The sequence below is a fragment of the Kitasatospora sp. NPDC057965 genome, from assembly GCF_042887135.1.
GTDB lineage: Bacteria > Actinomycetota > Actinomycetes > Streptomycetales > Streptomycetaceae > Kitasatospora.
In genome coordinates this window covers 78488-102576 of record NZ_JBHVPZ010000007.1, presented here as the reverse complement: position 1 = coordinate 102576, position 24089 = coordinate 78488, and the positions used below count along the sequence as shown (strand labels likewise).

Sequence of the window (24089 nt, the reverse complement as noted above, 5' to 3'; positions counted from 1 at the left end):
GAACGAGGAACCACCGTGTCCACCACCAAGCCCTGCTGCGCCCCCGGCCGCGACGGCGACGGGGCCGCCGCGCCCGTCGCCCTCACCCTTGCCGCCCCCGGAGCCGTCTCACGGGTGGCGCGGCAGCTCACCGGCCTGCCCGGCGGGCGGTTCCTGATGGGCACCGACGACCGGGAGGGCTACCCGGAGGACGGCGAAGGGCCGGTCCGCGCCGTCGAGCTGAGCCCGTTCCGGATCGCGCCGACCACGGTGACCAACGCGGCCTTCGCGACCTTCGTCAAGGCCACCGGCCACCGCACCGAGGCCGAGACCTTCGGCTTCTCCTACGTCTTCGAGGGCTTCCTGCCGGAACGGCTGGCCACCACCTCCCCGCAGGTCGCCGCCGTGCCGTGGTGGCGGGCGGTCGCCGGGGCGAGCTGGCGCGCGCCCGAGGGGCCGGGCTCCTCCGTCACCACCCGCCAGAACCACCCCGTGGTGCACGTCTCGTGGCACGACGCGCAGGCGTACTGCGCCTGGTCGGGCACCCGGCTGCCGACCGAGGCCGAGTGGGAGTACGCCGCCCGGGGCGGCCTGGAGCAGGCGCGCTACCCGTGGGGCGACGAACTCACCCCGGGCGGCCGGTACATGTGCAACACCTGGCAGGGCGTCTTCCCCACCCGGAACACGGCGGCCGACGGTCACCGGGGGACCGCCCCGGTGACCGCCTTCCGGCCGAACGGCTTCGGCCTGTACAACACCGTCGGCAACGTCTGGGAGTGGTGCGCGGACCGGTTCAGCGTGGACTTCCACCGCACCGGCCCGAGCCGTGACCCGATCGGCCCGCCGGACGGTGAGGCACGGGTGATGCGCGGCGGCTCCCACATGTGCCACGCCTCCTACTGCTACCGCTACCGGGTGGCGGCGCGCAGCTCCAACACGCCGGACAGCTCGGCCGGGAACATCGGGTTCCGGGTGGCGGCGGACGCCGCCGCTTGACCTTGACACGGTGGCAAGGTCTTGACTGCGGACCAGGAGGTGGCACTGATGACCTTGCCGCAGGAGGAGACGACCACGACGCGGGCGTTCCGGGCGCTGGCGCATCCCGACGCGTCGGTCCGGCTGCAGGCCGCGCTGGCGGTCGGCACCGCGCCGGCCCCGGGGTTCGTCGGAAAGCTCGTCGAGCGCTGCGCGGCCGAGCCCGAGTTCTCCGTACGGGAGATGCTGACCTGGGCGCTCACCCGCCACGAGCCGTCGGCGACGGTTCCGCCGCTGGTCGACGAACTCCGCTCGGACCGCGCCCAGGCACGGAGCCAGGCGTTGCACACGCTGTCCAAGATCGGGGACCGGCGGGCCTGGCCGGGGATCACACCGGCGCTGCTCGCCGACGCCGACGACGAGGTGGCCCGGACCGCCTGGCGGGCTGCGGTCGTCCTCGCGCCCAAGTGTGAGCGGCCCGGCCTGGCCGTAGAGTTGGCGAAACAACTCGGTCGCGGCGAGCGCGAGACACAGCTGAGCCTCAGCCGGGCGCTGATCGCGCTCGGCGAGGTGATGCGGCCGGCCCTGGACGCCGCCGCCGCGGCTCCCGACCCCCGGGTGCGGGCCCACGCGCTCGCCACGGAGCGGCTGTGGCGCGATCCGGACGCCGGCTTCGAGCTCGCGATCGAGGAGGCGAAGCGCGTCGTGGCCCTGGGCGGGGCCGGCGGGGAGGGCGGGTAGACCGGTGCTGATCGGTGAGGTCGCGCGACGGTCCGGGGTCAGCGCCCGGATGCTCCGGCACTACGAGGCGCTCGGCCTGGTGCGGCCGACGGGGCGCACCGACGCCGGCTACCGGGAGTACGCGGACGAGGACGTCCGACGGATCTTCCACATCGAGAGCCTGCGGTCGCTGGGGCTGTCGCTGCGCGACGTCGGGCGGGCGCTCGACGACCCCGGCTTCGCGCCCGCCGCACTCGTCGACGACCTGATCCGCGAGACCCGGGAGCGCATCGCGGCGGAGACCGAGCTGCTGACGCGGCTGCGCCGGATCGGCGCCGCCGAACCGGCGGGCTGGGAGGATGTCCTGCGGACCGTCGCGCTGCTCCAGGCACTGGGGTCGGCGAGCGCCAGGACGCGCCACCGCGCGGCACTGTCCGCCGCCGAGGACGCACCGGCGCCGGTGGAGGCGCTGGTCGAGGCCGTGCTCGGCGAATCGGACCCGAACGTCGCCGGGGCCCTGCGCTGGGCGCTGGCACAGGCGGGCGGGGAGGCGTCGGCGCTGCTGGCCCGGGGTCTCGACTCGCCCTCGGCGGAGGTGCGCGAACGCGCCGTCCGCTCGCTCGCCGAACTGCCGGACGCCGCGGCCACCGCATCGCTGCGGGAGGCCCTCGGCCACCCCGATCCGGTGGTCCGCGGCCAGGCCGCGCTGGTCCTCGGCGCGCGGGGGTCGGCCGACGCGGTCCCGCGGCTCGTCGACCTGGTCGTCGAGGGGACGAAGGACGCCGAAGCCGCCGACGCCCTGGGCGCCCTGGCGGCCGACCGGGCGTCCGCCGAGCGGATCGCCACCGCCCTCACCGACCGTCTCGGCCCACCCGCCCCGGAACCGCCCGCCCGCCGCCGTCTGACCCAGGCCCTCGTGGACATCCCGGGCCCGACCGCCACCCGCGCGCTCATCGCCCTGTCCCGCGACGAGGACCGCGCCGTCGCCCTCACCGCCGCCTACGGCCTCCAGTGGCGCGACTCCCCGCCGGGCGCGGGGCGTTGAGGGCTGTCCCGGCCTGTGGTACGCCTGCCTGAACGGCAGTCACGACCGGGATGGGGTGGTGGGGATGAGGACGGCTCTGGTCACCGGGGCGTCGCGCGGAATCGGCCAGGTGATCGCGACCCGCCTGGCCGCCGGCGGGGCGGCGGTCATCGTGCACTACGGCACCGACGAGGCCGGCGCGGCGGCGACGGTGGAGGCGATCGAGGGCGCAGGCGGAACCGCCTACGCCGTGCGCGCGGAGCTGGGCACGGACGACGACGTCGACACGCTCTTCGCCGGAGTGGGGAGGGCACTGGCCGGCCGCCCGCTCGACGTCCTCGTCAACAACGCGGCCGCCCCACCCGCCGGCCCGCTCGGCGTCACGACCCGGGAGGAGTTCGACCACCTCTTCGCGGTCAACGTCCGGGCCCCCTACTTCACCGTCCAGCGCGCCCTGCCGCTGCTCCGCGACGGCGGCCGCGTCATCACGATCTCCTCCGTGGCGACCCGGATGGCCAACCCCGCCCAGACCTCCTTCGCGATGACCAAGGGCGCGATCGAGACGATGACCCGCACCCTGGCCAACGACCTCGGCACCCGCGCCATCACCGTCAACGCCGTGGCCCCCGGCGCCACCCGCACCCCGGCCAACGCCCCGGTCTTCGAAGCCCCGGGCCTGACCGACTCCATCACCCGGGCGACCGCCCTCGGCCGCCTGGGCACCCCGGAGGACATCGCCGACATCGTCGCCTTCCTGGCCTCCGACGCCGCCCGCTGGATCACCGGCCAGATCATCGACGCCACCGGCGGCCTCTTCCTCGGCCCCCGCGCCTGACACCGCCGACGGCCGCCGTGATCGGCACGGAGCAGCGGAACGGACCCCGTACGCGGTGTGTACGGGGTCCGTGCGGTGTCAGTGGCTGCTCTTCAGGTTGAGGACGACGACTCCGACGATGACCAGGGCTATGCCGAGCCATTGGAGGCGTCCCAGGGACTCGCCGAAGGCGACGACGCCTATGCCGGCCACGGCCGCCGTTCCGGCGCCGGACCAGACGGCGTAGGCCACGGACACCGGGATGTGCTTCAGGGCGCGGCCCAGCAGGGCGAAGGAGAGGACGTAGCCGATGGCCACGCCCACGCTCGGCCAGAACCTGCTGAAGCCCTCGGTCAGTTTGAGGCAGCTGGTGGCGCAGACCTCGCTGAGGATGGCGAGGGTGAGGAGTACGTAAGGCATGGGGGCTCAAACCCCGGGCGCGGCGGTGAGCTTCCCGAGCAGGGCCAGGTCCGCGTGCTCCAGGCTGTCCAGCAGGGTGACCCGGGAGCCGTCCGGGATCGGGACGTCGCTGGAGGGGACGGCGAGGACGGCGCAGCCGGCGGCGGTGGCGGAGGCGACGCCGGTCGGGGTGTCCTCGACGGCCACGCAGGTGGCCGGGTCCAGGCCGAGCAGCGAGGCGGCGGCCAGGTAGGGGTCCGGGGCGGGCTTGGTGCGCGGGGTGTCCTCGGCGGCCAGGGTGACGGCGAACCAGTCGCGGCCGATGGAGCCCAGCACCATGTCGACGACCCGCCGCGGGGAGGCGGAGACCAGCGCGGTGGGCACCCGGGCGTCCCGGAGCGAGGCGAGCAGGGCGAGGGCGCCGGGGCGGGGGACGGTCTCGGCCGCGACCTTGCCGGCGAAGGAGTCGCCGAGGCGGGTGGCGAGTTCGGACTCGCTCAACGAGGTGCCGCTGACCCGGTGGAGGTGGGCGGCGGTGTGCTCGATGGCCTGGCCGAGGACCTCGGGGGCGTCGGCGGCGGTGAGCGAGTGGTGCAGTTCGTCGGCGAGTTCGGCGGCGGCCTGCCACCAGAGCTGCTCGGTGTCGACGAGGGTGCCGTCCATGTCGAAGAGGACGGCGGCGGGTGGGGGAGTGTCAGGCATGGCGGTACCTTCGAGGGTTCACGAGAAGGAGCAACGGTCGGTCGTCGGTCAGACCGTACGACGGTCGACCAGCACCGGCCGCTCCGGCAGGGTCAGCGCGGCGCGCGAGCCGATCGGCAGCGCGGCGGCGGCCTCGGTGGGCAGGTCGGCCTTGACCTCGGTGCCGTCGTTCAGGCGCACGGTGAGGCGGGTGACGGCGCCCAGGAAGGACGCGGAGACCACCAGGGCGGGCCCGTGCTCGTCGGGGGCCGGCAGGACGTTCTCCGGGCGGACCAGCACGTGCAGCTCGCCGTCGGCGGGCAGGGTGCCGTCCACGGCATGGCGGCGGCCGAGGACCTCGACGCCCTCGCCGGAGCGCTCGCAGGGGATGCGGCTCATGGTGCCGACGAACTCCGCGACGAACGCGGTGGCCGGGCGGGCGTACAGCTCGGAGGGGGTGGCGCACTGCTCCAGGCGGCCGGCGCGCAGGACGGCGACCCGGTCGGCCATCGACAGCGCCTCCTCCTGGTCGTGGGTGACGAACAGGGTGGTGATCCCCAGCTCCTGCTGGAGGCGGCGGATCTCCTCGCGCAGCGACAGCCGCACCTTGGCGTCCAGCGCGGACAGCGGCTCGTCGAGCAGCAGCACCCGCGGCTGCAGGGCGAGCGCGCGGGCGAGCGCGATGCGCTGCTGCTGGCCGCCGGACATCTGGTGCGGGTAGCGGCCGGCGTGCTGCGGCAGGCCGACCAGCTCCAGCAGCTCCTGGGCGCGCTTGAGGCGCTCGGCCTTGCCGGTGCCGCGCATCCGCAGGCCGAAGGCGACGTTGTCGGCGGCGGTCAGGTGCGGGAAGAGGCTGTACGACTGGAACACCATGCCCGCGTCGCGCTTGTGGGCGGGGATCGCGGTGATGTCGGTGCCGTCGACCAGGACCTGACCCGAGTCGTGCTGCTCGAAGCCGGCCAGGATGCGCAGCGCGGTGGTCTTGCCGCAGCCGGAGGGGCCGAGCAGGGCGAGCAGCTCGCCGGGGTGGACGGTGAGGTCGAGGCCGTCCAGCGCGGTGGTGGCGCCGAACGCGCGGCGCAGCGAGCGGAACTCGACGGTCGCGCTGCCGGGGGCGAGGGGGACGCCGGTGACGGGGGCGGTGGCCGTGGTCATGATGGGTGACTCCGGGGGTTCAGGAGGTGGCGGGCTTGTGGCGGCGCTCGCGGCCGACGGTGGCCAGCAGGAGCAGCAGCAGCCAGGTGAGCAGCAGGCTCAGGATGGAGACCGCGACCGACATGTGGGCCTGGCTGTTGCCGACCGAGTAGATCCAGACCGGGAAGGGCTGGAAGCCGAGGATCGAGGCGGCGGTGAACTCGCCGAGCACCAGGGCCAGGGTGAGGAAGGAGGCGTTCAGCAGGGCCCCGCGCAGGTTGGGCAGGACGACGGTGAACACCGCGCGCGGCCAGCTCGCGCCGCAGTTGCGGGCGGCCTCGACGAGGGTGCGCACGTCGACCGAGCGCAGGCCGGCGTCCAGGGCGCGGTAGGCGAGCGGCAGGGCCATCAGCACGTAGGCGATGACCAGCACCAGCGGGAAGTCCGGGTCCTGGATGAACACGAAGGTCTGGAAGAACGGCGTGTCCATCAGGTAGTCCGGGCCCCAGCGGAGCACGCCGATCAGGCCGGCGGTCAGCGCGACCGGCGGGACGACCAGCGGCAGGGTGCAGAGCACGTCGATGACCGGGCGCAGCTTGGGCGCGCCGAGCCGGACGGCGATCAGCGCCGGGACGAGCAGCACCAGCAGCACCAGGACGGTGACGACGGCGAGGCCGAGGGTCAGCCAGAGGCTGTCCAGGAAGCCGGGGGCGGAGAGCAGCCCGGTGTAGGCCTCGAAGGAGATGCCCTGCGGGTCGTCGATGGAGAACCAGAAGGAGGCCGCGAGCGGGACGACAAAGTACACGCCGGCGAGCAGCAGCACGGCGCCGCGCCACCAGCGCACGGGGCGGCGCCGGGCGGGAGCGGGGGCGGAGGTGGTCAGCTGAGCCATCGGGCGCTCCGGCGCTGGAGGGGGAGGTACACGGCCATCACCAGGACGGCCACGACGATCATGTTGAGGCTGAGGGCGAGGGCGAGGTTGCCCTGGCCAACCAGCACGTTGCCGGAGAGCGCGTCCGCGATCGAGCGGCTGACCAGCGGGACGGTCGCGCCGACCATGGCGGCGGCGGTGGCGTAGGCGGCGAAGGCGCTGCCGAACAGCAGCACGAAGCCGCCGAGCAGGGAGGGCAGCAGGATCGGCAGGGCCACGTGGCGCCAGTACTGCACGGTGGTGGCGCGGTTGTTCTGTGCCGCCTCGCGCCACTGGGCGCGCAGGCCGTCCAGGGCCGGGGTGATGGTGAGCACCATCAGCGGGATGAGGAAGTACAGGTAGACGACGGTCAGGCCGGTGAACGAGTACAGCGACCAGCCGTGGTCGGTGAGGTGCAGCAGCTTGGTGATCTCACCGGCGTTGCCGAGGGTAGCGACGAACGCGAAGGCCAGCGGCAGGCCGCCGAAGTTGGCGAGCACGCCGGAGGCGGTGAGCACCGCCTGGCGCAGCCAGCCGTGCCGGGAGGTGACGACCGCCTGGGCGAGCGGCAGGCCGATCACGGTGGCGAGCAGCGCGGTCAGCGCGGAGAGCTTGAGGCTGCTCAGCATGGCGGTCAGGTAGCCGCCCTGGACGGAGGCCGTCAGGTTGTCGAAGGTGAACTGCCCGGCACCGTTCTCCGCGTCGCTGGAGGCGGTGAACGCGCCGATCACGATGGCGACGGTGGGCAGTCCGAAGCCGATCAGGAAGAACAGCAGCAGCGGGACGGTGGCGAGCCAGGAGGCGCCGCGCAGGCGGGCCGGCGGGCGTCGCCGGGGGGTGGGGGTGGTGGTCGTGGCGGTGGCGGTGGCGGACGCCCCCGCGCCGCCACCGGGGACGGTGGCGGCGGGGGTGGTCGGCACCGGGGTGGGAGCCGTGGTCATGAGTGCCTTTTCTCAGCCCGATGGGTGGTACGCGGCCGGTGGGGCGTCAGCCCGCGATGGCCTTGGTCCAGTTCTCGGTGACGACCTTCTTGGCCGCGTTGATCTGGTCCACGGTCGGGAAGGTGGTGAACGGCTTCTCGACGGCCGGCAGCTTGGCGGCGGCGGTGGCGTCCAGGGTGCCGTCCTTCTTCAGCGCCTCGAAGGTGGACGGGGTGGCGTAGCCGCCGAGGAAGAGGTTCTGGCCCTCGGCGCTGAACAGGTACTCCTGCCACAGGCGGGCGGCCGCCGGGTGCGGGGCCCACTTGTTGATCGCCTGGTTGTAGAACTGGGCGTAGGAGCCGTCGACCGGGATGGAGACCTGCCAGTCGATGCCCTTGCCCTTGAACTCGTCGGTGTAGCCGGCGTTCAGGTAGGACCAGTCGATCGAGATCGGGGTCTCGCCCTTCTCGATGGTGGCCGGGGTCGACTCGACCGGGTTGAAGTTGCCGGACTGCTTCAGCTTGCCGAAGAAGTCGATGCCGGGCTGGATGTTGTCCAGCGAACCGCCGTTGGCGAGCGCGGCCGCGTAGACGCCGCCGAAGGCCGAGCCGGACTTGGTCGGGTTGCCGTTGAGGGCGACCTGGCCCTTGTACTCGGGCTTGAGCAGGTCGGCGAAGGTCTTCGGGCAGTTGGCGATCTTCTTGGCGTCGCAGCCGATCGAGACGTAGCCGCCGTAGTCGTTGACGGCGGCGCCGTTGGCGTCCTTCATGGTGTCCGGCACCTTGCCGAAGGTGGCCACCTTGTAGGGGGCGAGGATGCCGTCCTTGACCGCCTGCAGGGCGAAGGCGCTGCCCAGGTCGACCACGTCGGGGGCGCGGTCCTGGCCCTTGCGGGAGTTGATCGCGTTGATCTCGTCCTGGCTGGAGCCGTCCGGGTTCTCCTCCTCGACCTCGATGCCGTACTTGGCCTTGAACGAGTCGATGATCTTGCCGTAGTTCGCCCAGTCCCGGGGCAGCGTGATGACGTGCAGCTTGCCCTCCTTCTTGGCGGCGGCGACCAGGCCGTCCATGCCGCCGAAGTCGGCGGCGGAGGTGGCCTCCTTGGCGTCCTTGGTGCCGGCCTTGGCGGCGTCGCCGGCCTTGGCGCTCGACCCGGCGGAGCCGCAGGCGGTGAGGGAGAGCGCGGCGGCGGTCAGTACGGCCGCGAAGGCGGCGGCGCGGGCGCGGTGCACGGTCACGGGGAAGTTCTCCTGTTGAGGGGGCGTACTGCGAGGGGGCGTCCGCGGGGGGTTCCGCGTGCCGGCGTCTCGCGAAGGGCGGCGGGTCGGCCGGGGTGAGCGGCCGATCGACGTCGTCCGAGTTGACTAGCCAACTTCGCTGACGTGGGTAAGTACGCCGGAGCCCGGTGACGGGAAGGTGAACGGATGGCCCAGCCCCGGGGTCGGCTGCGGGAACGGTCGAATCAGGTCGGCGGCGGAGCATTCGGCGAATGCGATGCTTCGGGAGCGCAGCGGGATAAGGTCGGGCTGTCCGGCGCCGGAAGGGCTGCGCAGGACACCGCCCAGGAGGGACATTGACTGACGTGGCACTGGAGTCGGGGCGCCCGGAAGCCGGTTCGGCGGATGCGCCGGCCGGCGCATCCGGGGGCGCTTCCGCAGCCGAGCGCGGGACCGGTTCGCTCTACCGCAAGGTCGCCGCCGACCTGCGCGAGGCGATCACCACCGGCGCGTTCGGCGAGGCCGGACGGCTGCCGGCCGAGGGCGCGCTCGCCGAGCAGTACGGGGTCTCCCGCGGAACCGTCCGCCAGGCACTCGCGGTGCTGCGCTCGGACGGCCTGGTCACCTCGCGCCGGGGCACCCGCCGGGTGGTGCTCGGTACGGCCCGGGTGCAGAGCTTCTCCGAACTGCTCAGCTTCACGCGCTGGGCGTACTCGATGGGCGAGGAGCCCGGCGGCATACTCGACTCGATGGTGCGCCGCCCCGCCGACGCCGCCGAGCGCGAGCAGCTGCGCCTCGAACCGGGCGACGAGGTCTACGTCATGGTCCGGCTGCGCACGCTCTCCGGCACGCCGGTGATGGTCGAGCGGACCGTCTACCCGCCGCGGGTCGGCGAGATCGTCGCCGAGCTGCCGCCGGACGTCGTCTCGCACACCGAAGTCCTGCGCGAGCACGGGATCCTGTTCACCGACGCCGACCACACGATCGACATCGTCGCCGCCAACGGGGACGACGCCCGGCTGCTCGGCTGCCGGCGCGGCGGCCCGCTGCTGCGCGAGCGGCGCCGGACGACGGACCCGACCGGGACGCCGGTGGAGTGGTCCCAGGACCGCTACCTGCCCGGCACGGTGGCGTTCAGCGTGCACAACTCGCTGGCCACCTCGGCGCTTTCGCGGCACGCCCGGGAGATGGACTGAGGCCTGCGGCGGGGCGGCCCGGCTCGCGGGCCGCCCTTTCGGCGGCGGATCGTCAGCGCATCAACGAGGCCAGCAGCAGCCGGAAGTGGGCGAAGTCCGGCGTGACCGCCCCCGCCTCCTTGGCCAGCTCGTCCCAGCGGCGCACCGCCACCGCGTCCTCGGCGCCCGGGTGGGCGGCGAAGTCGGCGGCCTCCTGCTCGGACATCGGGCCGCCCTGCACCTGGAGGGTGTACTCGGAGGCCTCGGACAGCTTCGCCCGGTAGTCCGGCTCGACGGCGCACAGGTAGCGCTTGGCCGCCACGTGCAGCCGGACCGGCTCGGTGACCTCCGGGCCGAACCAGCGGGCCAGCCAGTCGGCTCCGGTGTCGCTGTGCCGGTTGTCCTGACCCTGCATCAGGTCCCGTCCGTGCAGGACCCCGTGGAAGTGGCCGATGTCGTGCAGCAGGGCCGCGGCGACCAGCTGCGGGGCCGCCCCGGCGGCCTCGGCCAGCGCGCCGGCCTGCAGCATGTGCTCGGCCATGGTGACCGCCTCGCCCAGGTACTCCCCGGCGCCCTCGCCCGCGAACAGCGCGGCCAGCTCGTCCAGCGCGGCCGAACGGCGGTGCAGCACGGCCAGGGTGGAGGCCAGCGAGTCCAGGTCCGCGTAGCAGCCCTGGAGGTGGCGGCGGCCGTCCTGCGCGAAGGCGGTGCGGGCGTGCATCAGCCGGGTGTTGTCGAAGACCAGGCAGTCGCCCGGGTCGAGCCGGAACTCCAGCTGCAGCTCCGGGCGCAGGGTGATCGCGGCGAAGGCGCGGTACGCGGCGTAGAACGCGTCCAGCTCCGCCGCCGAGCCGCGCAGGGTGGCGATCGAGCGGTTGTTGAATCGCACCTCGCGGATCCGGCCCAGCGGGTCCACGTCGATCAGCGGCCGGTCGGCGCGCAGTTCGGCGGCGCGGTCGCGGAAGACGAACGGCACGAGGGTGCGGGTCAGCACCGCGAAGTGCTCCGGCGCCTCCGCGCGCAGCAGCGCGGCGGCCCGGAAGCCGTCCACCAGGCCGGAGTCGCCGCCGGTCGCCGAGTTCTCCAGGCAGTGCAGCAGTTGCAGGGTCGGCACCGGGTCGCGGTACGGGTTGTCGGTGTGCGGGGTGATCGCGGCGCTGGTGAACGCCAGGTTGTTCGGGTCCGGCTCGACCCGGACGTCGAACAGTTCGCCGTAGTTGGTGACCCGCACGTGGCCGAAGCTCTCCGCGACCGCCAGCACCTGCCGCTCGCGCACCGGCACCCCGCGCAGCACGGCGAAGCCGGAGCGGCGGACGGCGGCCAGCACGGCCGCCTGCTCGGCCGGGTCGGCCAGGTAGGCCGACCACTGGGCCTCGGGGATGCCGGCGGCGAAGTCCGCGGCCTCCCAGAGCCGCTTGTCGGCCTCCGTCCGCCCGTCGCCGTCGGCCTCCCGGGCCAGCCAGGCGAGGGGGTGGCGCGAGCGGTGCCCGTCGGACCAGAGCACCTCCAGGTGCCCGTCCAGCTCGGCCCGGGCGGCGATCGTGAGGCCGTCCGGCAGGTCGGTGATCTGGAACAGCTTCTGCCCGCTGCGCGGGTCGCGGCACTCGGCGCAGGGGCAGTTGTCGCGCAGCCAGTACGGCGACGGCTCGGTGGTGGTCATGGTCTTCTCCTCGGCGGCCCGGGGGCGTGGGGGTCGAAGTTGATCGAAGGTGATCGAAGTTGTATAGCCAACTTCTCCGTCGCGCTGGAGCCTGCCGGGGGACGGTGAGCCGTGGGTGCCGGGGGAGTGAACGATTCGGGAACAGTGCCGGGCCGAACGCCCGGCACCCCTTGTCGAGCGGGACCTGACCTGCTCGGATGTGCCGATGCTCGAACATGATCAACCGCCGGCCGACGCGCCCCCGGTCGCCGAGGCGCCCGTCGAACCGTCCGCCGAGGCGCACCCGGTGCGCCCCTCCCGCCGCCGGCTCCGGATCGGCCTCGCCGCCGCCGCGGTCCTCGGCTGCACCGCCTTCGGGGTGGCCTTCGCCGACAACTTCGCCGCCCTCGGCGCCTACGACTACCGGCCGCCGGAGCAGTTCCAGGGTCTGCCGAAGGCCTCCGACGGCACCCGCGACAAGCAGTCCTGGCGGATCGGCGGCGGCTCCGGCGTCTCGACCACCAGCTACCGCAGCCCGGACGGCGAGCGGCTGGTCTTCGTGACCGTCGCGGAGACGCACATCTTCCTGCCCGCCTCGCAGCTCGACGACGCGATCGCCGCGCAGCGCGCGAGCGGCTACACCTACACCGACCTGCACGACGTCGACCCGGGCGAGCGCGGCGGCGTGATGAAGTGCGGCCTGGCCGGGTTCGAGGACGGCGAACTGTCGGTCTGCACCTGGGCGGACGGCAGCATGTGGGCCGGCTTCTCGGAGGTCCTCGACGGCGCGACCGTCGATCCCGACGTGCTGGCCGGGCGCGCCCGGGAGTTCCGCCGCCTCGCCGAGGTGCCGGCGTAGGGCGGGCCCGCGCCGGGCCGGACGGCGGACCGCCCCGCCCGCTGCGGCGGACGGGGCGGGTCGGGCGGCCGTTGAGCGGCCTCAGACGGTCGCGTGCCAGGCCTGCTCGGCCGCGGTGAGGGCGGGGGCGGCGTCGGCGCCGGTCGCGGTGGCGAGGGCGGTGAGGGTGGCGCGAACGGTGCCGAGGGCGGCGGCGGTGCCGTAGTGGTTGACCCGCAGCATCTCGGCGGCCAGCACGCCGCCGCCGGCCTGGACCGGCAGCGAGGCGTCGAGCCGGCGCAGCTCGGCGGCGAGGGCGGTGGCGTCCAGGCCGGCCGGGGTGCGCAGGGTGGTGGCGACCGGCGCGGCGTGCGCGTCCTCCGGGACGAACGGGCTGAGCGTGCCGAGTGCCCGGACGCCCGCGCGGGTGGCGGCCGCGGCCGCCCGGTGGCGGGCGATGACGGCGGGCAGGCCGTCCGCCGCGATCCGGTCCAGGCAGGCGCCGAGCGCGAGCATCTCCAGCTGCGCGGGCGCGTGCGGCAGGACGGTGCGACCGGCGTCCGTCCAGCGCTCCTTCCAGTCCAGCAGCGAGAGGTAGGAACGGCGCGGGGCGGCCGGGTTGGCGGCGATCCGCTGCCAGGCCCGCTCGGAGACCGAGACGGCCGAGACGCCGGCCGGTCCGCCCATCGCCTTCTGCCCGCCGATCACGCACAGGTCGACGCCCCAGGCGTCGGTCAGCAGCGGCTCGGCGGCCACCGAGGCGACCGCGTCCACCATCAGCAGCGCGCCGTGCTCGCGCACCACGGCGCCGATCTCGGCGACCGGGTTGGTGTTGCCGGTGGCGGCCTCGGCGTGCACCAGCGAGACGAAGTCGATGGCCGGCTCGGCCGCCAGGGCCGCGGCGACGCGCTCGGCGGTCACCGCGCTGTCGAACGGCACGGCGAGGTCGACGACCTTCGCGCCGCAGTCGCGCAGCCAGTTGCCGAAGGTCTGGCCGTACGGGCCGGTGACGATGTTGAGCGCGGTCGAGCCCGGGTGCGCGGCGCCGCGGATGGCGGCCTCCAGCGGCAGCAGCGCCTCGCCCTGGGTGACGATCACGTCGGCGGTGGTGTGCAGCAGCGCGGCGACCTGGTCCTCGATCGCCGCGAAGTCGGCGGCGGTGAGCGGGGGCAGGTCGAGGAAGGGGCTCACGGTCACTGGGCCTTTCGAGGGGGTGCGAGGGAGGGAGCGGCGGGTGGCCGGGAACGAGTCTGCCCCATCTTCGCTGCTTACAGGGAACGACGCCGTCGGTAGAGTGCGGCCATGAGCGATGGCGCGGTGCTGCACGTCCGGGGTCGGGTGCTGGTCGGTCCGGAGGACGTCCGGGACGAACTCTGGGTGGTGGACGGCCGGGTGACCTTCTCCCGTCCGGCCGCCGTGGGCGCCGCCGGCCCGGACGTCCGGACGGTCCGGGGCTGGGTGCTGCCCGGCCTGGTGGACGCGCACTGCCACGTCGGCCTGGACGCGCACGGCGCCGTCGACGCCGCGACCAGCGAGAAGCAGGCGCTCACCGACCGCGACGCCGGCACCCTGCTGATCCGCGACGCCGGGTCCGCCGCCGACACCCGCTGGATCGACGACCGCGAGGACCTGCCCCGGATCGTCCGGGCCGGCCGGCACATCGCCCGCACCCGCCGCTACATCCGCAACTACGCGCACGAGATCGAGCCCGGCGACCTCGCCGCCTACGTGCGCGCCGAGGCCCGGCGGGGCGACGGCTGGGTCAAGCTGGTCGGCGACTGGATCGACCGCGACCGCGGCGACCTCGCCGCCTGCTGGCCGGGCGACGCGCTCGCCGAGGCGATCGCGGCGGCGCACGAGGAGGGCGCGCGGGTCACCGCGCACTGCTTCGCCGCCGAGTCGCTGCCGGACCTGCTGGCCGCCGGCATCGACTGCGTCGAGCACGCCACCGGCCTGACCGAGGAGTTGATCCCGGCCTTCGCCGAGCGCGGGGTCGCGATCGTGCCGACCCTGGTCAACATCGCCACCTTCCCGCAGCTGGCGGCCGGCGGCGAGGGCAAGTTCCCGGCCTGGGCCGCCCACCTGCGCCGGCTGCACGAGCGCCGCTACGACACGGTCGGCGCCGCGCACGACGCGGGCATCCCCGTCTACGTCGGGACGGACGCGGGCGGCTCGCTGGCCCACGGACTGGTCGCGGAGGAGGTCGCCGAGCTGGTGAAGGCCGGGCTCACCCCCGCCGAGGCGCTGTCGGCGGCCACCTGGGGCGCGCGCGCCTGGCTGGGGCGCCCCGGCCTGGAGGAGAGCGCGCCGGCCGACTTCGTGGTGTACGCGCACGACCCGCGCGCCGACGTCCGGGTGCTGGCCGATCCGCGGCTGGTGGTGCTGCGCGGGCGCCCGGTGGCGTGAGCCGCGGTTCGAGGCGCCGCGGTGTGATCATCTCGGTGAACGGGCGGTCGGTGTAGGCCGATAGGGTTACGCCCATGGCACCGCGTCCACTGAACGAGATCGTCGAGCCCGGGTGGGCCACCGCGCTGGAGCCGGTGGCCGGGCGGGTCGCCGCGATGGGCGACTTCCTCCGCGCAGAACTGGCCGCCGGCCGCACCTATCTGCCCTCCGGCCCGAACGTGCTGCGCGCCTTCCAGCAGCCGTTCGCCGAGGTGCGGGTGCTGATCGTCGGCCAGGATCCCTACCCGACCCCCGGCCACGCCGTCGGCCTGAGCTTCTCGGTGGGGGCCGAGGTCCGGCCGATCCCGGCCAGTCTGATCAACATCTTCCAGGAGTACGGCAGCGACCTCGGCCTGCCGCAGCCGTCCAACGGTGACCTCACGCCGTGGACGCAGCAGGGCGTGCTGCTGCTGAACCGCGCCCTGACCACCGCCCCGCGCAAGCCGGCCGCGCACCGCGGCAAGGGCTGGGAGGAGGTCACCGAGCAGGCGATCCGTGCCCTGGCGGCGCGCGGCGGTCCGCTGGTGGCGATCCTCTGGGGCCGTGACGCGCGCAATCTGCGGCCGCTGCTGGGCGAGATCCCGGCGATCGAGTCGGCGCACCCGAGCCCGTACTCGGCGAGCGGGGGCTTCTTCGGCTCGCGCCCGTTCAGCCGGGCCAACGAGCTGCTGGTGCGGCAGGGGGCGCAGCCGGTGGACTGGCGCCTGCCGTAGGCGGCCGGGCGCTCCGCCGTAGCAGACGCGGGTCAGCGCGGAGCGTCAACTTCACCCCAACGGGTGAAATGACGCTCTGTGTGGCTCATGTGACGGATCGTTTGAGAAGACTGGCGGCTCATCCATTCAGCCGTGGGGGGTACCACCATGTCTTCTCGACGAATCGTTTCCGCAGCCGCCGCCGTGCTGGCCTGCACCGCTCTCACCGTTCTCACCGTGCCGCCGGCCGGGGCCGTCGAGCCCTCGCCGTCCGCGTCGGCCTCCGCGTCGACCTCCGTTCCGGCCTCCGCGCCGGGCAGGGCGCGCGCCGTGACCGCCGAACTCGACCTGGACGTCCGGCTGTTGAGCAACGCCGTGAACGTCCCGGTGGGCGTCTCGCTCAACAAGGTCGAGTCCCCGGCGCAGCGCGAGGGCACCGTCCTCACCGCCATGGTCGACGGCGTCGACCAGACCGGCCCGGTCACCCTGGTGAAGGCCGAGGTCGGCAAGTCGGTGACCAAGGTCGACGCCAAGGGCGCCACCGCCTCCGTCACGCTCGCCGACGCCGACGTGCACGCCCCCGGCCTGCCCGGGACCACCCTGCTCGGCCTGAAGGCGCTCAGCGCCACCGCCACCTGTCCCGTCGACGGGCAGCCCACCGCCGACGTGGTCGCACCCGTCGGGCTCACCGTCCTCGGCAAGCCGGTCACGGTCAGTCTGTACGGGCCGACCAAGGTGGACGTGCCGCTGGTCGGAAGCGTGTCGGTGGAGTTCTCCAAGAGGACCACCACCTCGACGACGGCCGCCGCCTCCGCCCTGGAGGTCCAGGTGGCGGTGGACCCGCTCAACCTCAACGTCGCCAAGGTCACCGGCACCGTCAAGGTCGCCTCGGTGAGCTGCGAGAAGCCCGTCCCGGCCGCCCCGACGGCCACCGCCACCGCGTCGGCCACCCCCGCGACCGCCGTCACGCAGACCCCGGCCGCGCAGCCGGTCGCGGACACCACCCCGTCCGCCACCGCCACCGCCGCCCCTGCCCCTGTCTCCGCCTCGTCCTCCGCCACCGCCCGCCGGACCGCGGCCCCCGCCGCCTCCGGCTCCGCCAACCCCGCCGCGCCCGACAGCCTCGCCTCCACCGGCGGCAACGACGCCACCGGCCGGCTGGCCGCCGGGGCCGCCGCCCTGGTGGCCGGAGGCGGCTGCGCCCTCTGGGCCACCCGCCGCCGCCGGGCCGCCGCCCCGGCCCACGCCCGCCGGCACTGACCCCGGGGGCCCGCCCCGGAGCCCGTCCCCGGACCCCATGGATGCGGGAGTGCCACCCGCGGCACTCCCGCACCGTGACCGTGCCAATGCGGACGGTTGGTTCACATGCGCGTTACACAAGAGGAACAACCGGGAAACGGCGGCTTGCAACGCTACGCGGGCACCCACCACTCAGTTTGCGAGGTACACCGCCGTGGCAATCAAGGCCGAGTACATCTGGATCGACGGCACCAAGCCGACCGCCAAGCTCCGCTCCAAGACTCGTGTCCTGCCGAACGCGGACAAGATCCCCACCTGGGGCTTCGACGGTTCCTCCACCAGCCAGGCCGAGGGTCACGCCTCGGACCGGGTGCTGACGCCGGTGCGCGTCACCCCGGACCCGATCCGCGGTGGCGACCACATCCTCGTCCTCTGCGAGGTCCACGAGACCGACGGCACCCCGCACGAGTCCAACACCCGCGCCCTGCTGCGCACCGTCGCCGAGCAGTACGAGGCGCAGGAGTCGATCTTCGGCATCGAGCAGGAGTACACCTTCTTCAAGGGCTCCCGCCCGCTCGGCTTCCCCGAGGGCGGCTACCCGGCCCCGCAGGGCGGCTACTACTGCGGCGTCGGCGCCGAGGAGGTCTTCGGCCGCGAGATCGTCGAGCTGCACCTCGACCGCTGCATGGACGCCGGCCTGGCCATCTGCGGCATCAACGCCGAGGTCATGCCCGGCCAGTGGGAGTTCCAGATCGGCCCGGTCGACGCCCTGACCGTCTCCGACGACATGTGGATCGCCCGCTACCTGCTCTACCGCACCGCCGAGGAGTTCGGCATCGACGCCACCCTCGACCCGAAGCCGGTCCGCGGCGACTGGAACGGCGCCGGCGCGCACACCAACTTCTCCACCAAGGCGATGCGCGAGAACTACGACGCGATCATCACCGCCTGCGAGTCGCTCGGCACCTCCCAGGAGAAGGTCCTGGAGCACGTCACCCAGTACGGCGCCGACATCGAGTCCCGCCTGACCGGCAAGCACGAGACCGCCCCGTGGAACGTCTACTCCTACGGCGTCTCCAACCGCGGCGCGTCGGTCCGCATCCCGTGGCAGGTCGAGGTGGAGCAGAAGGGCTACATCGAGGACCGCCGCCCGAACGCCAACGTCGACCCCTACGTCGTCACCCGCCTGCTGATCAACACCTGCTGCGCCGCCCTGGAGAAGGCCGGCCTGGTCTGATCCCGGTCCGCCGGCAGCACCACCCCGCACGTCCGCAGGGCCTCCCCACCTCACCGGGGAGGCCCTGCGGCCGTCACGGCCCGTCCTGGTCGGTGGGTGCGCGGTGCTCGGACACCCGTTCCCCCCGGCCGGTCGGTGTGACGATCCGTTGCCCGCGTTCGCTGACAGGGGTGGGGTCTGTCGGCTCTCTTGATCGAGGGGTGGGGCCGGGCGGAGAATGGCGGGTGTGAACGTTTCTGCTGCTGGGGTGTCCGGGGGGCTCGTGCGTCGGTTGCACGTGGACCTGGGGAGAGTGTGGGCGGCTGCCTGTCGCCGGTGAGCGTCCCGGTGTTGGTCCTTTCAGACGGCTCTTCCGGCAGCGGAGTGTGTGTTCATGACCCTGACGTTCCACTGGTTCCTGCCCACCAACGGTGACAGCCGGCACGTCGTCGGCGGCGGGCACGGGTCGACGCCCGGTGGCGCCGGCGGTGACCGGCCGCCGTCCCTCGGGTATCTGGGGCAGATCGCCCGCAGCGCCGAGCAGTTGGGGTTCGAGGGGGCGCTGACGCCGACCGGGGCGTGGTGCGAGGACGCCTGGCTGACGACGGCGATGCTCACCCAGGTGACCGAGCGGCTCAAGTACCTGGTGGCGTTCCGGCCCGGGCAGATCGCGCCGACGCTGGCGGCGCAGATGGCGGCGACGTACCAACGGCACTCCGGCGGGCGGCTGTTGCTGAACGTGGTGACCGGCGGGGAGTCGGCGGAGCAGCGCGCGTACGGGGACTTCCTGGACAAGGACGCGCGCTACGCCCGCACCGGGGAGTTCCTGTCGGTCGTGCGGCGGCTCTGGACGGGGGAGAGCGTCGACCACGACGGTGTCCATCTGCGGGTCGAGCGGGCCGAGTTGAACCGGCTGCCGGATCCGGTGCCGCCGGTGTACTTCGGCGGGTCGTCGCCGGCGGCGGGCGAGGTCGCCGCCCGGTACGCGGACGTGTACCTCACCTGGGGCGAGCCGCCCGCGCAGGTGCGGGAGAAGATCGCCTGGATCCGTGAACTCGCCGAGCGGCAGGGGCGGACGGTGCGGTTCGGGATCCGGCTGCACGTGATCACCCGGGACACCTCGGCGCAGGCGTGGGCGGAGACCGAGCGGCTGCTGGCGGCGATGGACCCGCAGCGCGTCCGGGAGACCCAGCGGGCGCTGGCCCGCAGCGAGTCGGTGGGGCAGCGCCGGATGATCGCGCTGCACGGGGGCTCGGCGGAGCGGCTGGAGATCTACCCCGGGCTGTGGGCGGGCATCGGGCTGCTGCGCGGCGGGGCCGGGACGGCGCTGGTGGGCAGCCACCGGGAGGTGGCCGACCTCGTCACCGAGTACCACGAGCTGGGCATCGACGAGTTCGTGCTCAGCGGGATGCCGCACCTGGAGGAGGCGTACTGGTTCGGCGAGGGCGTGCTGCCGGTGCTGGCCGCCCGGGGCCTGTGGAGCCGGCCGGGGCAGTAGGGCCCGGGCCGGCCGGCGCCTACTGCTCGCCCAGCACCATCCACTTCTCGGGCTTGGCCATGGCCTCGAAGCCGACCTTCGCGTAGACCCCGTGGGCGTCCGCGGTGGCGAGCAGGACGCGGCGCAGGCCGTGCTCGGCGAGCCCGTCGCGGACGGCGGCGGCCAGGGCGGTGCCGAGGCCGCGGCCGCGGGCGGCCGGGGCGACGTAGACGTCGCACAGCCAGGCGAAGGTGGCGCGGTCGGTGACCACCCGCGCGTAGCCGACCTGGGCGCCCGAGGCCTGCTCGTAGAGGCCGAAGTTGAGCGAGTCGGCGATCGCCCGGTCCTGCTTCTCGCGGCTGCGGCCGATCGCCCAGTAGGCGTCCTCGGACAGCCACCGGTGGATCAGACCGGCGTCGAGGCGCGCGGGGTCGGTGGAGATCTCGTAGCCGTCCGGCAGTCCGGTGTCACTGGTCATGGCCGGATCCAAGCAGGGATCCGGCCGCGCGACCAGCGGATTTCTCAGTGGACGGGCACGGCGTTCTCCGGCAGGTCGTGCCAGTTGGTGACGATCGGCCTGTCGACGTTGGTCGGGCCGATCGGCAGGCTGACCGGGTCGGGGTCCGGGCTGCCGATGCCCACGATGATGTCGGTGAACTGGACCGCCTGGTTGTCCTTGGTGGTCTTCGTCATGACGCCCGCGTAGGCGGTGTCCGAGCCGCTGAGCCTGATCGGCCGGCTGACGCCCTGCTCGGCCTTGGACGCCTCGATGCCGCCCGAGCCGAAGGCGATGACGGGGGGCCGGGGCGGGAGCGTGCAGGTCACCCCGGGCCTGGCCTTGGCGGCGATCAGGACGTAGCCGCCGGCCTGGGACTCGGCCTTGGCGGTGAGCACCAGGTCCTTGGCGCCGCAGGTGCCGGCGGCCTGGCCGGGGGCGGACGCGGAGGCGGAGGGCTTGGCGGCTCCGGAGGGCTTCGCGGTCCCGGACGGCTTCGCGGCGGTGGTCGCGGGCGCGGAGGGAGTGGAGGGCGCGGTGGTCGCGGCCGGGCTCGACGCGGGCCCGGCGGCGTCGCTGTTCTCCGGCCCGCACGCGGTGGCGGTGACGGCGAGCGCCGCGACGGCGAGGGCGGTGAGAGCGAGTCGGTGCGAGCGCATGCGGGATCCCCCGGAGTCCTGACCGCCGGTGTCGTTCACCGGCGCGGCACGACCGTACGACGGGATCGTTCACGGCCGGGTGCGGGAAACATCCCGATCCTGTCCCAGCCCGATGCGCCGACAAGGGATGGTCAACACCCCTGTCACGAGGGACGATCGACCCCATGACCGAACTCCCGTTGCTCCTCCTCGACGTCGACGGCCCGCTGAACCCGTACGCCGCCGTGCCGCAGGAACAGCCCGCCGGCTACCGCACCCACCACCTCCGCCCCGACTTCCGGCTGAACCGGTTCCCCGGTCGGCCGGCCGAGGAGGTCGAGCCGCTGCGGCTCTGGCTCAACCCCGGCCACGGGCCGGAACTGCTGGGCCTGCCCTTCGAGTTGGTCTGGGCGACCGCCTGGCAGCACGAGGCCAACTCCTTGATCGCCCCACTGGTCGGCCTGCCCGAACTCCCCTACGTCCCCTGGCCGCGGATCGACCAGGAGGAGCCCGACGGCCTGCACTGGAAGACCCGGGTGCTGGTCGAGTGGGCGGCCGGGCGGCCGTTCGTCTGGGTGGACGACGAGCTGGGGCCGCAGGACACCGAGTGGATAGCGGCTCACCACCCGGGACCGGCGGCCACCTTCCGGATCGACCCCAGGATCGGGCTGCGGGCCGAGGACTTCGCCACCCTGCGGGGCTGGGCGCGGGCGGAGGTGGGGGCCGGGGCGTGAGGGTCGGTACGGTGGAGCGGCTGCGGCGGCACCCGGTGAAGTCGATGCTCGGCGAGGAGCTCCGCGAGGCGTCCGTGACGGAGCGCGGCATTCGCGGCGACCGCGCGTACGCGCTGCTGGACGTCGACACCGGGCGGGTGGTGAGCGCCAAGCACCCGCGGCTGTGGGCGGGCGTGCTCGGGTTCACCGTCCGGACCGGGACCGGCGGTGAGGTGGTGGTCACCGGCCCGGACGGCGCCGTCGTCGACGAGCGCGGGCTGTCGGAGCGGCTGGGGCGCAAGGTCCGGCTGGTGGACGAGCCGCCGCCGGGTGCGAGCGTCGAGCGGTCCGTCCCGGAGGAGGTCCTGGAACACGGTCCGCGCGCCGAGGTCGGGTTCACCGTCAGTGAGCTGGGGCGCGGCGCGCCGCCCGGCACCTTCTTCGACTTCGCGCCGCTCCACCTGCTCACCACGGCCGCCCTCGCCGCGGCGGGCGGTGCCGGGGCGGGCGGCGCCGCGGCCGAGCGGTACCGCCCGAACGTGGTGGTCCGGACCCCCGACGCGGTCGCCGGCTTCGTCGAGAACGGCTGGGTGGAGGGCGAGCTGGCGATCGGGGAGCGGCTGCGGCTGCGGGTCGTCACGGCGACGCCGCGCTGCGCCGTCCCCACCCTCGCGCACGGCCCGGGGGTGCCGCGCTCGGCGGCGGCGCTGCGCACGCTCGCGGAGCGCAACCGGCTCGTCCCGCTGCCGGGCATGCCCGCGCTGCCCTGCGTCGGCGTGTACGCCCGGGTGCTGGCCCCGGGGCGGGTGGCGGTCGGCGACCCGGTGGTGCTGGTGCGCTGAGCGCGGGGGCCACCGGCGGCCGGGCGTCAGCCGTCGAGAGCCTGCGCCAGGGCGGTCAGGAAGCGGTCGGTGGTGGGCTCGTCCCGGACGGCGATGCGCAGCCAGTCCGGGCCGAGGCCGGGGAAGGTGTCGCCCCGGCGGACGGCGAAGCCCAGGGCGCGCAGCCGGGCGCGGACGGCGTCGGCGCCGGGCAGTTCGACCAGCAGGAAGGACGCCGCCGGCTCGCCGTGCACCCGGACGGCCGGGAAGGCCGCCAGGCCCTTCAGCAGGTACGCGCGCCAGAGGGCGAGTTCCCGGGCGGCGGCCTCCGCCTCGGCGAGTGCGGCCGGGGCAGAGCAGGCCTCGGCGGCCACCAGCGCCGGGGTGGAGACCGGCCAGAGCGGCTGGGCCGCGGCCAGCTCGGCGATCAGCGGCGCCGGGCCGAGCACGTAGCCGATCCGCAGACCGGCCAGCCCCCAGGTCTTGGTGAGGCTGCGCAGGACGACCACCCGGCCCGGCAGGTCCCTCGCGCCGGCGAGGGATTCGCGCTCCCCGGGCACGGTGTCCATGAACGCCTCGTCGATCACCAGGGTGCGCCCCGGCCGGGCCAGGGCGGCGACGGCGGTGGCCGGGTGGAGCACCGAAGTGGGGTTGGTGGGGTTGCCGAGCACGACCAGGTCGGCCTCCTCCGGCACCGCTCCCGCGGTCAGCCGGAAGCCCTCCGCGGCGGAGAGCAGCACCCGCCGCACCTGGTGTCCGGCGCCCCGCAGCGCGGCCTCCGGCTCGGTGAACTGCGGGTGCACCACCGCGATATGACGAGGCGTCAGCACGCGTGCCAGTAGGACGAAGGCCTCGGCGGCGCCCGAGGTGAGCAGCACCTCCGCCGCCGGCCGGCCGTGCCGCTCGGCGACCGCGGCCCGGGCGGCGGCGCCGTCGGGGTACGCGGCGAGGTCGGCGAGGGTGGCGGCGATGCGGGCGCGCAGCCAGGCCGGGGGCGTGCCGGTGCGGACGTTGACGGCGAGGTCGACCAGTCCGGCGCCGTCGGCGCGCACCTCGGCGTCACCGTGGTGGCGCAGGTCGGGCTCGCTCGGGGCGTCTTCGGTGCGCGCCCCTTCGGTGGGGGAGTGAGGGTTCACGGCTGCTCTCCTGGATTCTGCCGGGGCTGCGGACGGCGGTGGGCCGCCGGGGGCCGCGGGGCGCGGGCGACGGCCACCGTCGCGGCGGCCGACCTCCGTTTGGGGACGACGAGCTCGGCCCGCCCGCCGCCGGCCCCCGTCAGCGCCGCCGCCTCGGCCACGCTGGCCGTCCCGACCGCGTCGCCGACGGCGCCGGACGGGTTGGGCACGGGGACGGCGGCCAGCGCCGCGGCCGGGTACTCGGCCACCGGCACGCCGAGCGCCGCCGCGGCCGAGCGGACGGCGGGGTGGCCGCCCTTGCCGTCGAGGGTGGCGAGCGTGCCGACGGCGCCGGCCGGCAGCCCGGCCGCGGCGAGCGTGTGCCGGATCAGGTCCAGCAGCTCCGCCGCGGTCGCCGAGCCGCGCACACCCACCCCGACGACGAGCCGCCCGCGGCCGGGCGCCGCCACGTCCGAGCCGTCACCCGGACCGCCCAACGCGCCGGAACCGATGCCGTCCGAACCGTTCCCGTCCGGCCCTCTCACGCCACGCTCACGCCCTGCTCACGTCCCGTTCCACCACGTCACCCGCCCGACACCTGCCCGAGGGCCGCCCGCCGACCGGCCCCGGTGCCCGCCCGCCCGGGGCGGCCGAAACCCGTCGCCCCCGGCCGCCCGGAATGCCCAGGTCAGGCCAGTACCGGCAGTCGCGGACAGGCGGAATCCCACCACGCCCGTGACGGACGGGTCAATCGCGACGCCTGTGACCCGCGTCCGGCGGCGGTCCTCGGCCACCCACCGCTGTTCGCCGTTT

Annotated in this window: 25 protein-coding genes; 13 read left to right on the top strand and 12 right to left on the bottom strand. The window is 74.5% G+C overall.

Annotated elements, in window-relative coordinates:
* Positions 1–15 precede the first annotated feature (15 nt).
* From ACFVVU_RS11110 to ACFVVU_RS11095, 4 genes are all read left to right on the top strand, one after another.
* Entirely contained in the window at positions 16–975 is a 960-nt protein-coding gene (locus tag ACFVVU_RS11110) for a formylglycine-generating enzyme family protein (RefSeq protein WP_387789356.1), read from the top strand.
* A gap of 48 nt (positions 976–1023) precedes the next feature.
* Positions 1024–1695 (top strand): HEAT repeat domain-containing protein, encoded by a 672-nt coding sequence (locus ACFVVU_RS11105; RefSeq protein ID WP_387789354.1) that lies wholly within the window; start codon positions 1024–1026, stop codon positions 1693–1695.
* A 4-nt stretch (positions 1696–1699) separates the two neighbouring features.
* Positions 1700–2719, top strand: a complete 1020-nt coding sequence (locus tag ACFVVU_RS11100) for a HEAT repeat domain-containing protein (protein ID WP_387789353.1) — start codon at positions 1700–1702, stop codon at positions 2717–2719.
* Between the two features lie 64 nt (positions 2720–2783).
* Positions 2784–3533: an SDR family oxidoreductase gene (locus ACFVVU_RS11095; RefSeq protein ID WP_387789351.1), complete on the top strand. Its 750-nt coding sequence runs from the start codon at positions 2784–2786 to the stop codon at positions 3531–3533.
* A gap of 78 nt (positions 3534–3611) precedes the next feature.
* Here ACFVVU_RS11095 and ACFVVU_RS11090 read toward each other — a convergent pair whose 3' ends face one another.
* The 6 genes from ACFVVU_RS11090 to ACFVVU_RS11065 are packed head-to-tail and all read right to left on the bottom strand — an operon-like array spanning position 3612 to position 8793.
* Complete coding sequence (locus tag ACFVVU_RS11090) at positions 3612–3932, bottom strand: DMT family transporter (RefSeq protein ID WP_387789349.1); 321 nt, start codon at positions 3930–3932, stop codon at positions 3612–3614.
* A 6-nt stretch (positions 3933–3938) separates the two neighbouring features.
* Positions 3939–4613 carry an HAD family hydrolase gene (locus ACFVVU_RS11085; RefSeq protein ID WP_380681657.1) on the bottom strand — a complete coding sequence of 225 codons (675 nt, stop codon included), beginning with the start codon at positions 4611–4613 and terminating at the stop codon, positions 3939–3941.
* 48 nt (positions 4614–4661) lie between these two features.
* A complete protein-coding gene (locus ACFVVU_RS11080) occupies positions 4662–5747 on the bottom strand; it encodes an ABC transporter ATP-binding protein (RefSeq protein WP_380681655.1) in 1086 nt (361 codons plus the stop codon).
* A 19-nt stretch (positions 5748–5766) separates the two neighbouring features.
* On the bottom strand, positions 5767–6618 hold the full coding sequence (locus ACFVVU_RS11075; RefSeq protein ID WP_380681653.1) for an ABC transporter permease: 852 nt from the start codon (positions 6616–6618) through the stop codon (positions 5767–5769).
* Positions 6606–7577 carry an ABC transporter permease gene (locus ACFVVU_RS11070; protein WP_380681651.1) on the bottom strand — a complete coding sequence of 324 codons (972 nt, stop codon included), beginning with the start codon at positions 7575–7577 and terminating at the stop codon, positions 6606–6608. Before ACFVVU_RS11070 ends, ACFVVU_RS11075 begins: the two co-directional genes overlap by 13 nt.
* 46 nt (positions 7578–7623) lie before the next feature.
* On the bottom strand, positions 7624–8793 hold the full coding sequence (locus ACFVVU_RS11065) for an ABC transporter substrate-binding protein (protein ID WP_380681649.1): 1170 nt from the start codon (positions 8791–8793) through the stop codon (positions 7624–7626).
* 344 nt (positions 8794–9137) lie between these two features.
* Here ACFVVU_RS11065 and ACFVVU_RS11060 point away from each other — a divergent pair, with 344 nt between their 5' ends.
* The gene (locus ACFVVU_RS11060; protein WP_387789345.1) at positions 9138–9968 is read left to right on the top strand and encodes a GntR family transcriptional regulator; all 831 of its coding nucleotides are present in this window, start codon (positions 9138–9140) and stop codon (positions 9966–9968) included.
* A gap of 52 nt (positions 9969–10020) precedes the next feature.
* On the opposite strand, the gene ACFVVU_RS11055 is transcribed toward ACFVVU_RS11060, so the two are convergent.
* Positions 10021–11607 carry a phosphonate degradation HD-domain oxygenase gene (locus tag ACFVVU_RS11055; protein WP_380681645.1) on the bottom strand — a complete coding sequence of 529 codons (1587 nt, stop codon included), beginning with the start codon at positions 11605–11607 and terminating at the stop codon, positions 10021–10023.
* Between the two features lie 205 nt (positions 11608–11812).
* Here ACFVVU_RS11055 and ACFVVU_RS11050 point away from each other — a divergent pair, with 205 nt between their 5' ends.
* Complete coding sequence (locus ACFVVU_RS11050) at positions 11813–12445, top strand: hypothetical protein (RefSeq protein ID WP_387789343.1); 633 nt, start codon at positions 11813–11815, stop codon at positions 12443–12445.
* 81 nt (positions 12446–12526) lie between these two features.
* Here the strand turns inward: ACFVVU_RS11050 and ACFVVU_RS11045 are convergent, their stop codons facing one another.
* Complete coding sequence (locus ACFVVU_RS11045; protein ID WP_380681641.1) at positions 12527–13621, bottom strand: pyridoxal-phosphate-dependent aminotransferase family protein; 1095 nt, start codon at positions 13619–13621, stop codon at positions 12527–12529.
* A 105-nt stretch (positions 13622–13726) separates the two neighbouring features.
* Between ACFVVU_RS11045 and ACFVVU_RS11040 the strand changes: the two genes are divergently transcribed.
* The 5 genes from ACFVVU_RS11040 (at position 13727) to ACFVVU_RS11020 (ending at position 19514) form a co-directional block, all read left to right on the top strand.
* Complete coding sequence (locus ACFVVU_RS11040) at positions 13727–14830, top strand: amidohydrolase family protein (protein ID WP_387789341.1); 1104 nt, start codon at positions 13727–13729, stop codon at positions 14828–14830.
* Positions 14831–14904: 74 nt separating this feature from the next.
* A complete protein-coding gene (locus tag ACFVVU_RS11035; protein ID WP_380681637.1) occupies positions 14905–15582 on the top strand; it encodes a uracil-DNA glycosylase in 678 nt (225 codons plus the stop codon).
* Positions 15583–15729: 147 nt separating this feature from the next.
* Positions 15730–16821: an LAETG motif-containing sortase-dependent surface protein gene (locus tag ACFVVU_RS11030; RefSeq protein ID WP_387789339.1), complete on the top strand. Its 1092-nt coding sequence runs from the start codon at positions 15730–15732 to the stop codon at positions 16819–16821.
* 193 nt (positions 16822–17014) lie between these two features.
* A complete protein-coding gene (glnII, locus tag ACFVVU_RS11025; RefSeq protein ID WP_380681633.1) occupies positions 17015–18037 on the top strand; it encodes a glutamine synthetase GlnII in 1023 nt (340 codons plus the stop codon).
* Between the two features lie 373 nt (positions 18038–18410).
* Entirely contained in the window at positions 18411–19514 is a 1104-nt protein-coding gene (locus ACFVVU_RS11020; RefSeq protein WP_387789337.1) for an LLM class flavin-dependent oxidoreductase, read from the top strand.
* Positions 19515–19533: 19 nt separating this feature from the next.
* Here the strand turns inward: ACFVVU_RS11020 and ACFVVU_RS11015 are convergent, their stop codons facing one another.
* Positions 19534–19971, bottom strand: coding sequence for a GNAT family N-acetyltransferase (locus ACFVVU_RS11015; RefSeq protein WP_380681629.1), 438 nt, complete (start codon positions 19969–19971; stop codon positions 19534–19536).
* 44 nt (positions 19972–20015) lie between these two features.
* Positions 20016–20648, bottom strand: a complete 633-nt coding sequence (locus ACFVVU_RS11010; RefSeq protein WP_387789335.1) for a hypothetical protein — start codon at positions 20646–20648, stop codon at positions 20016–20018.
* Between the two features lie 164 nt (positions 20649–20812).
* Here ACFVVU_RS11010 and ACFVVU_RS11005 point away from each other — a divergent pair, with 164 nt between their 5' ends.
* Positions 20813–21361: a hypothetical protein gene (locus ACFVVU_RS11005; RefSeq protein WP_387789333.1), complete on the top strand. Its 549-nt coding sequence runs from the start codon at positions 20813–20815 to the stop codon at positions 21359–21361.
* Positions 21358–22182 carry an MOSC domain-containing protein gene (locus ACFVVU_RS11000; protein ID WP_387789331.1) on the top strand — a complete coding sequence of 275 codons (825 nt, stop codon included), beginning with the start codon at positions 21358–21360 and terminating at the stop codon, positions 22180–22182. The genes ACFVVU_RS11005 and ACFVVU_RS11000 overlap by 4 nt, the downstream gene beginning before the upstream one ends.
* Positions 22183–22208: 26 nt before the next feature.
* Here the strand turns inward: ACFVVU_RS11000 and cobC are convergent, their stop codons facing one another.
* Positions 22209–23297, bottom strand: a complete 1089-nt coding sequence (cobC, locus tag ACFVVU_RS10995; RefSeq protein ID WP_387789329.1) for an Rv2231c family pyridoxal phosphate-dependent protein CobC — start codon at positions 23295–23297, stop codon at positions 22209–22211.
* Positions 23294–23821, bottom strand: coding sequence for a cobalamin biosynthesis protein (locus tag ACFVVU_RS10990; protein WP_387789327.1), 528 nt, complete (start codon positions 23819–23821; stop codon positions 23294–23296). Before ACFVVU_RS10990 ends, cobC begins: the two co-directional genes overlap by 4 nt.
* Positions 23822–24089 lie beyond the last annotated feature (268 nt).

Coding starts and splice junctions, on each gene's coding strand:
- ACFVVU_RS11105 (WP_387789354.1), top strand. CDS start 1,024: ATGACCTTGCCGCAGGAGGAGACGACCACGACGCGGGCGTTCCGGGCG.
- ACFVVU_RS11095 (WP_387789351.1), top strand. CDS start 2,784: ATGAGGACGGCTCTGGTCACCGGGGCGTCGCGCGGAATCGGCCAGGTG.
- ACFVVU_RS11090 (WP_387789349.1), bottom strand. CDS start 3,932: ATGCCTTACGTACTCCTCACCCTCGCCATCCTCAGCGAGGTCTGCGCC.
- ACFVVU_RS11085 (WP_380681657.1), bottom strand. CDS start 4,613: ATGCCTGACACTCCCCCACCCGCCGCCGTCCTCTTCGACATGGACGGC.
- ACFVVU_RS11080 (WP_380681655.1), bottom strand. CDS start 5,747: ATGACCACGGCCACCGCCCCCGTCACCGGCGTCCCCCTCGCCCCCGGC.
- ACFVVU_RS11075 (WP_380681653.1), bottom strand. CDS start 6,618: ATGGCTCAGCTGACCACCTCCGCCCCCGCTCCCGCCCGGCGCCGCCCC.
- ACFVVU_RS11070 (WP_380681651.1), bottom strand. CDS start 7,577: ATGACCACGGCTCCCACCCCGGTGCCGACCACCCCCGCCGCCACCGTC.
- ACFVVU_RS11055 (WP_380681645.1), bottom strand. CDS start 11,607: ATGACCACCACCGAGCCGTCGCCGTACTGGCTGCGCGACAACTGCCCC.
- ACFVVU_RS11050 (WP_387789343.1), top strand. CDS start 11,813: ATGCTCGAACATGATCAACCGCCGGCCGACGCGCCCCCGGTCGCCGAG.
- ACFVVU_RS11040 (WP_387789341.1), top strand. CDS start 13,727: ATGAGCGATGGCGCGGTGCTGCACGTCCGGGGTCGGGTGCTGGTCGGT.
- ACFVVU_RS11035 (WP_380681637.1), top strand. CDS start 14,905: ATGGCACCGCGTCCACTGAACGAGATCGTCGAGCCCGGGTGGGCCACC.
- ACFVVU_RS11030 (WP_387789339.1), top strand. CDS start 15,730: ATGTCTTCTCGACGAATCGTTTCCGCAGCCGCCGCCGTGCTGGCCTGC.
- ACFVVU_RS11020 (WP_387789337.1), top strand. CDS start 18,411: ATGACCCTGACGTTCCACTGGTTCCTGCCCACCAACGGTGACAGCCGG.
- ACFVVU_RS11015 (WP_380681629.1), bottom strand. CDS start 19,971: ATGACCAGTGACACCGGACTGCCGGACGGCTACGAGATCTCCACCGAC.
- ACFVVU_RS11010 (WP_387789335.1), bottom strand. CDS start 20,648: ATGCGCTCGCACCGACTCGCTCTCACCGCCCTCGCCGTCGCGGCGCTC.
- ACFVVU_RS11005 (WP_387789333.1), top strand. CDS start 20,813: ATGACCGAACTCCCGTTGCTCCTCCTCGACGTCGACGGCCCGCTGAAC.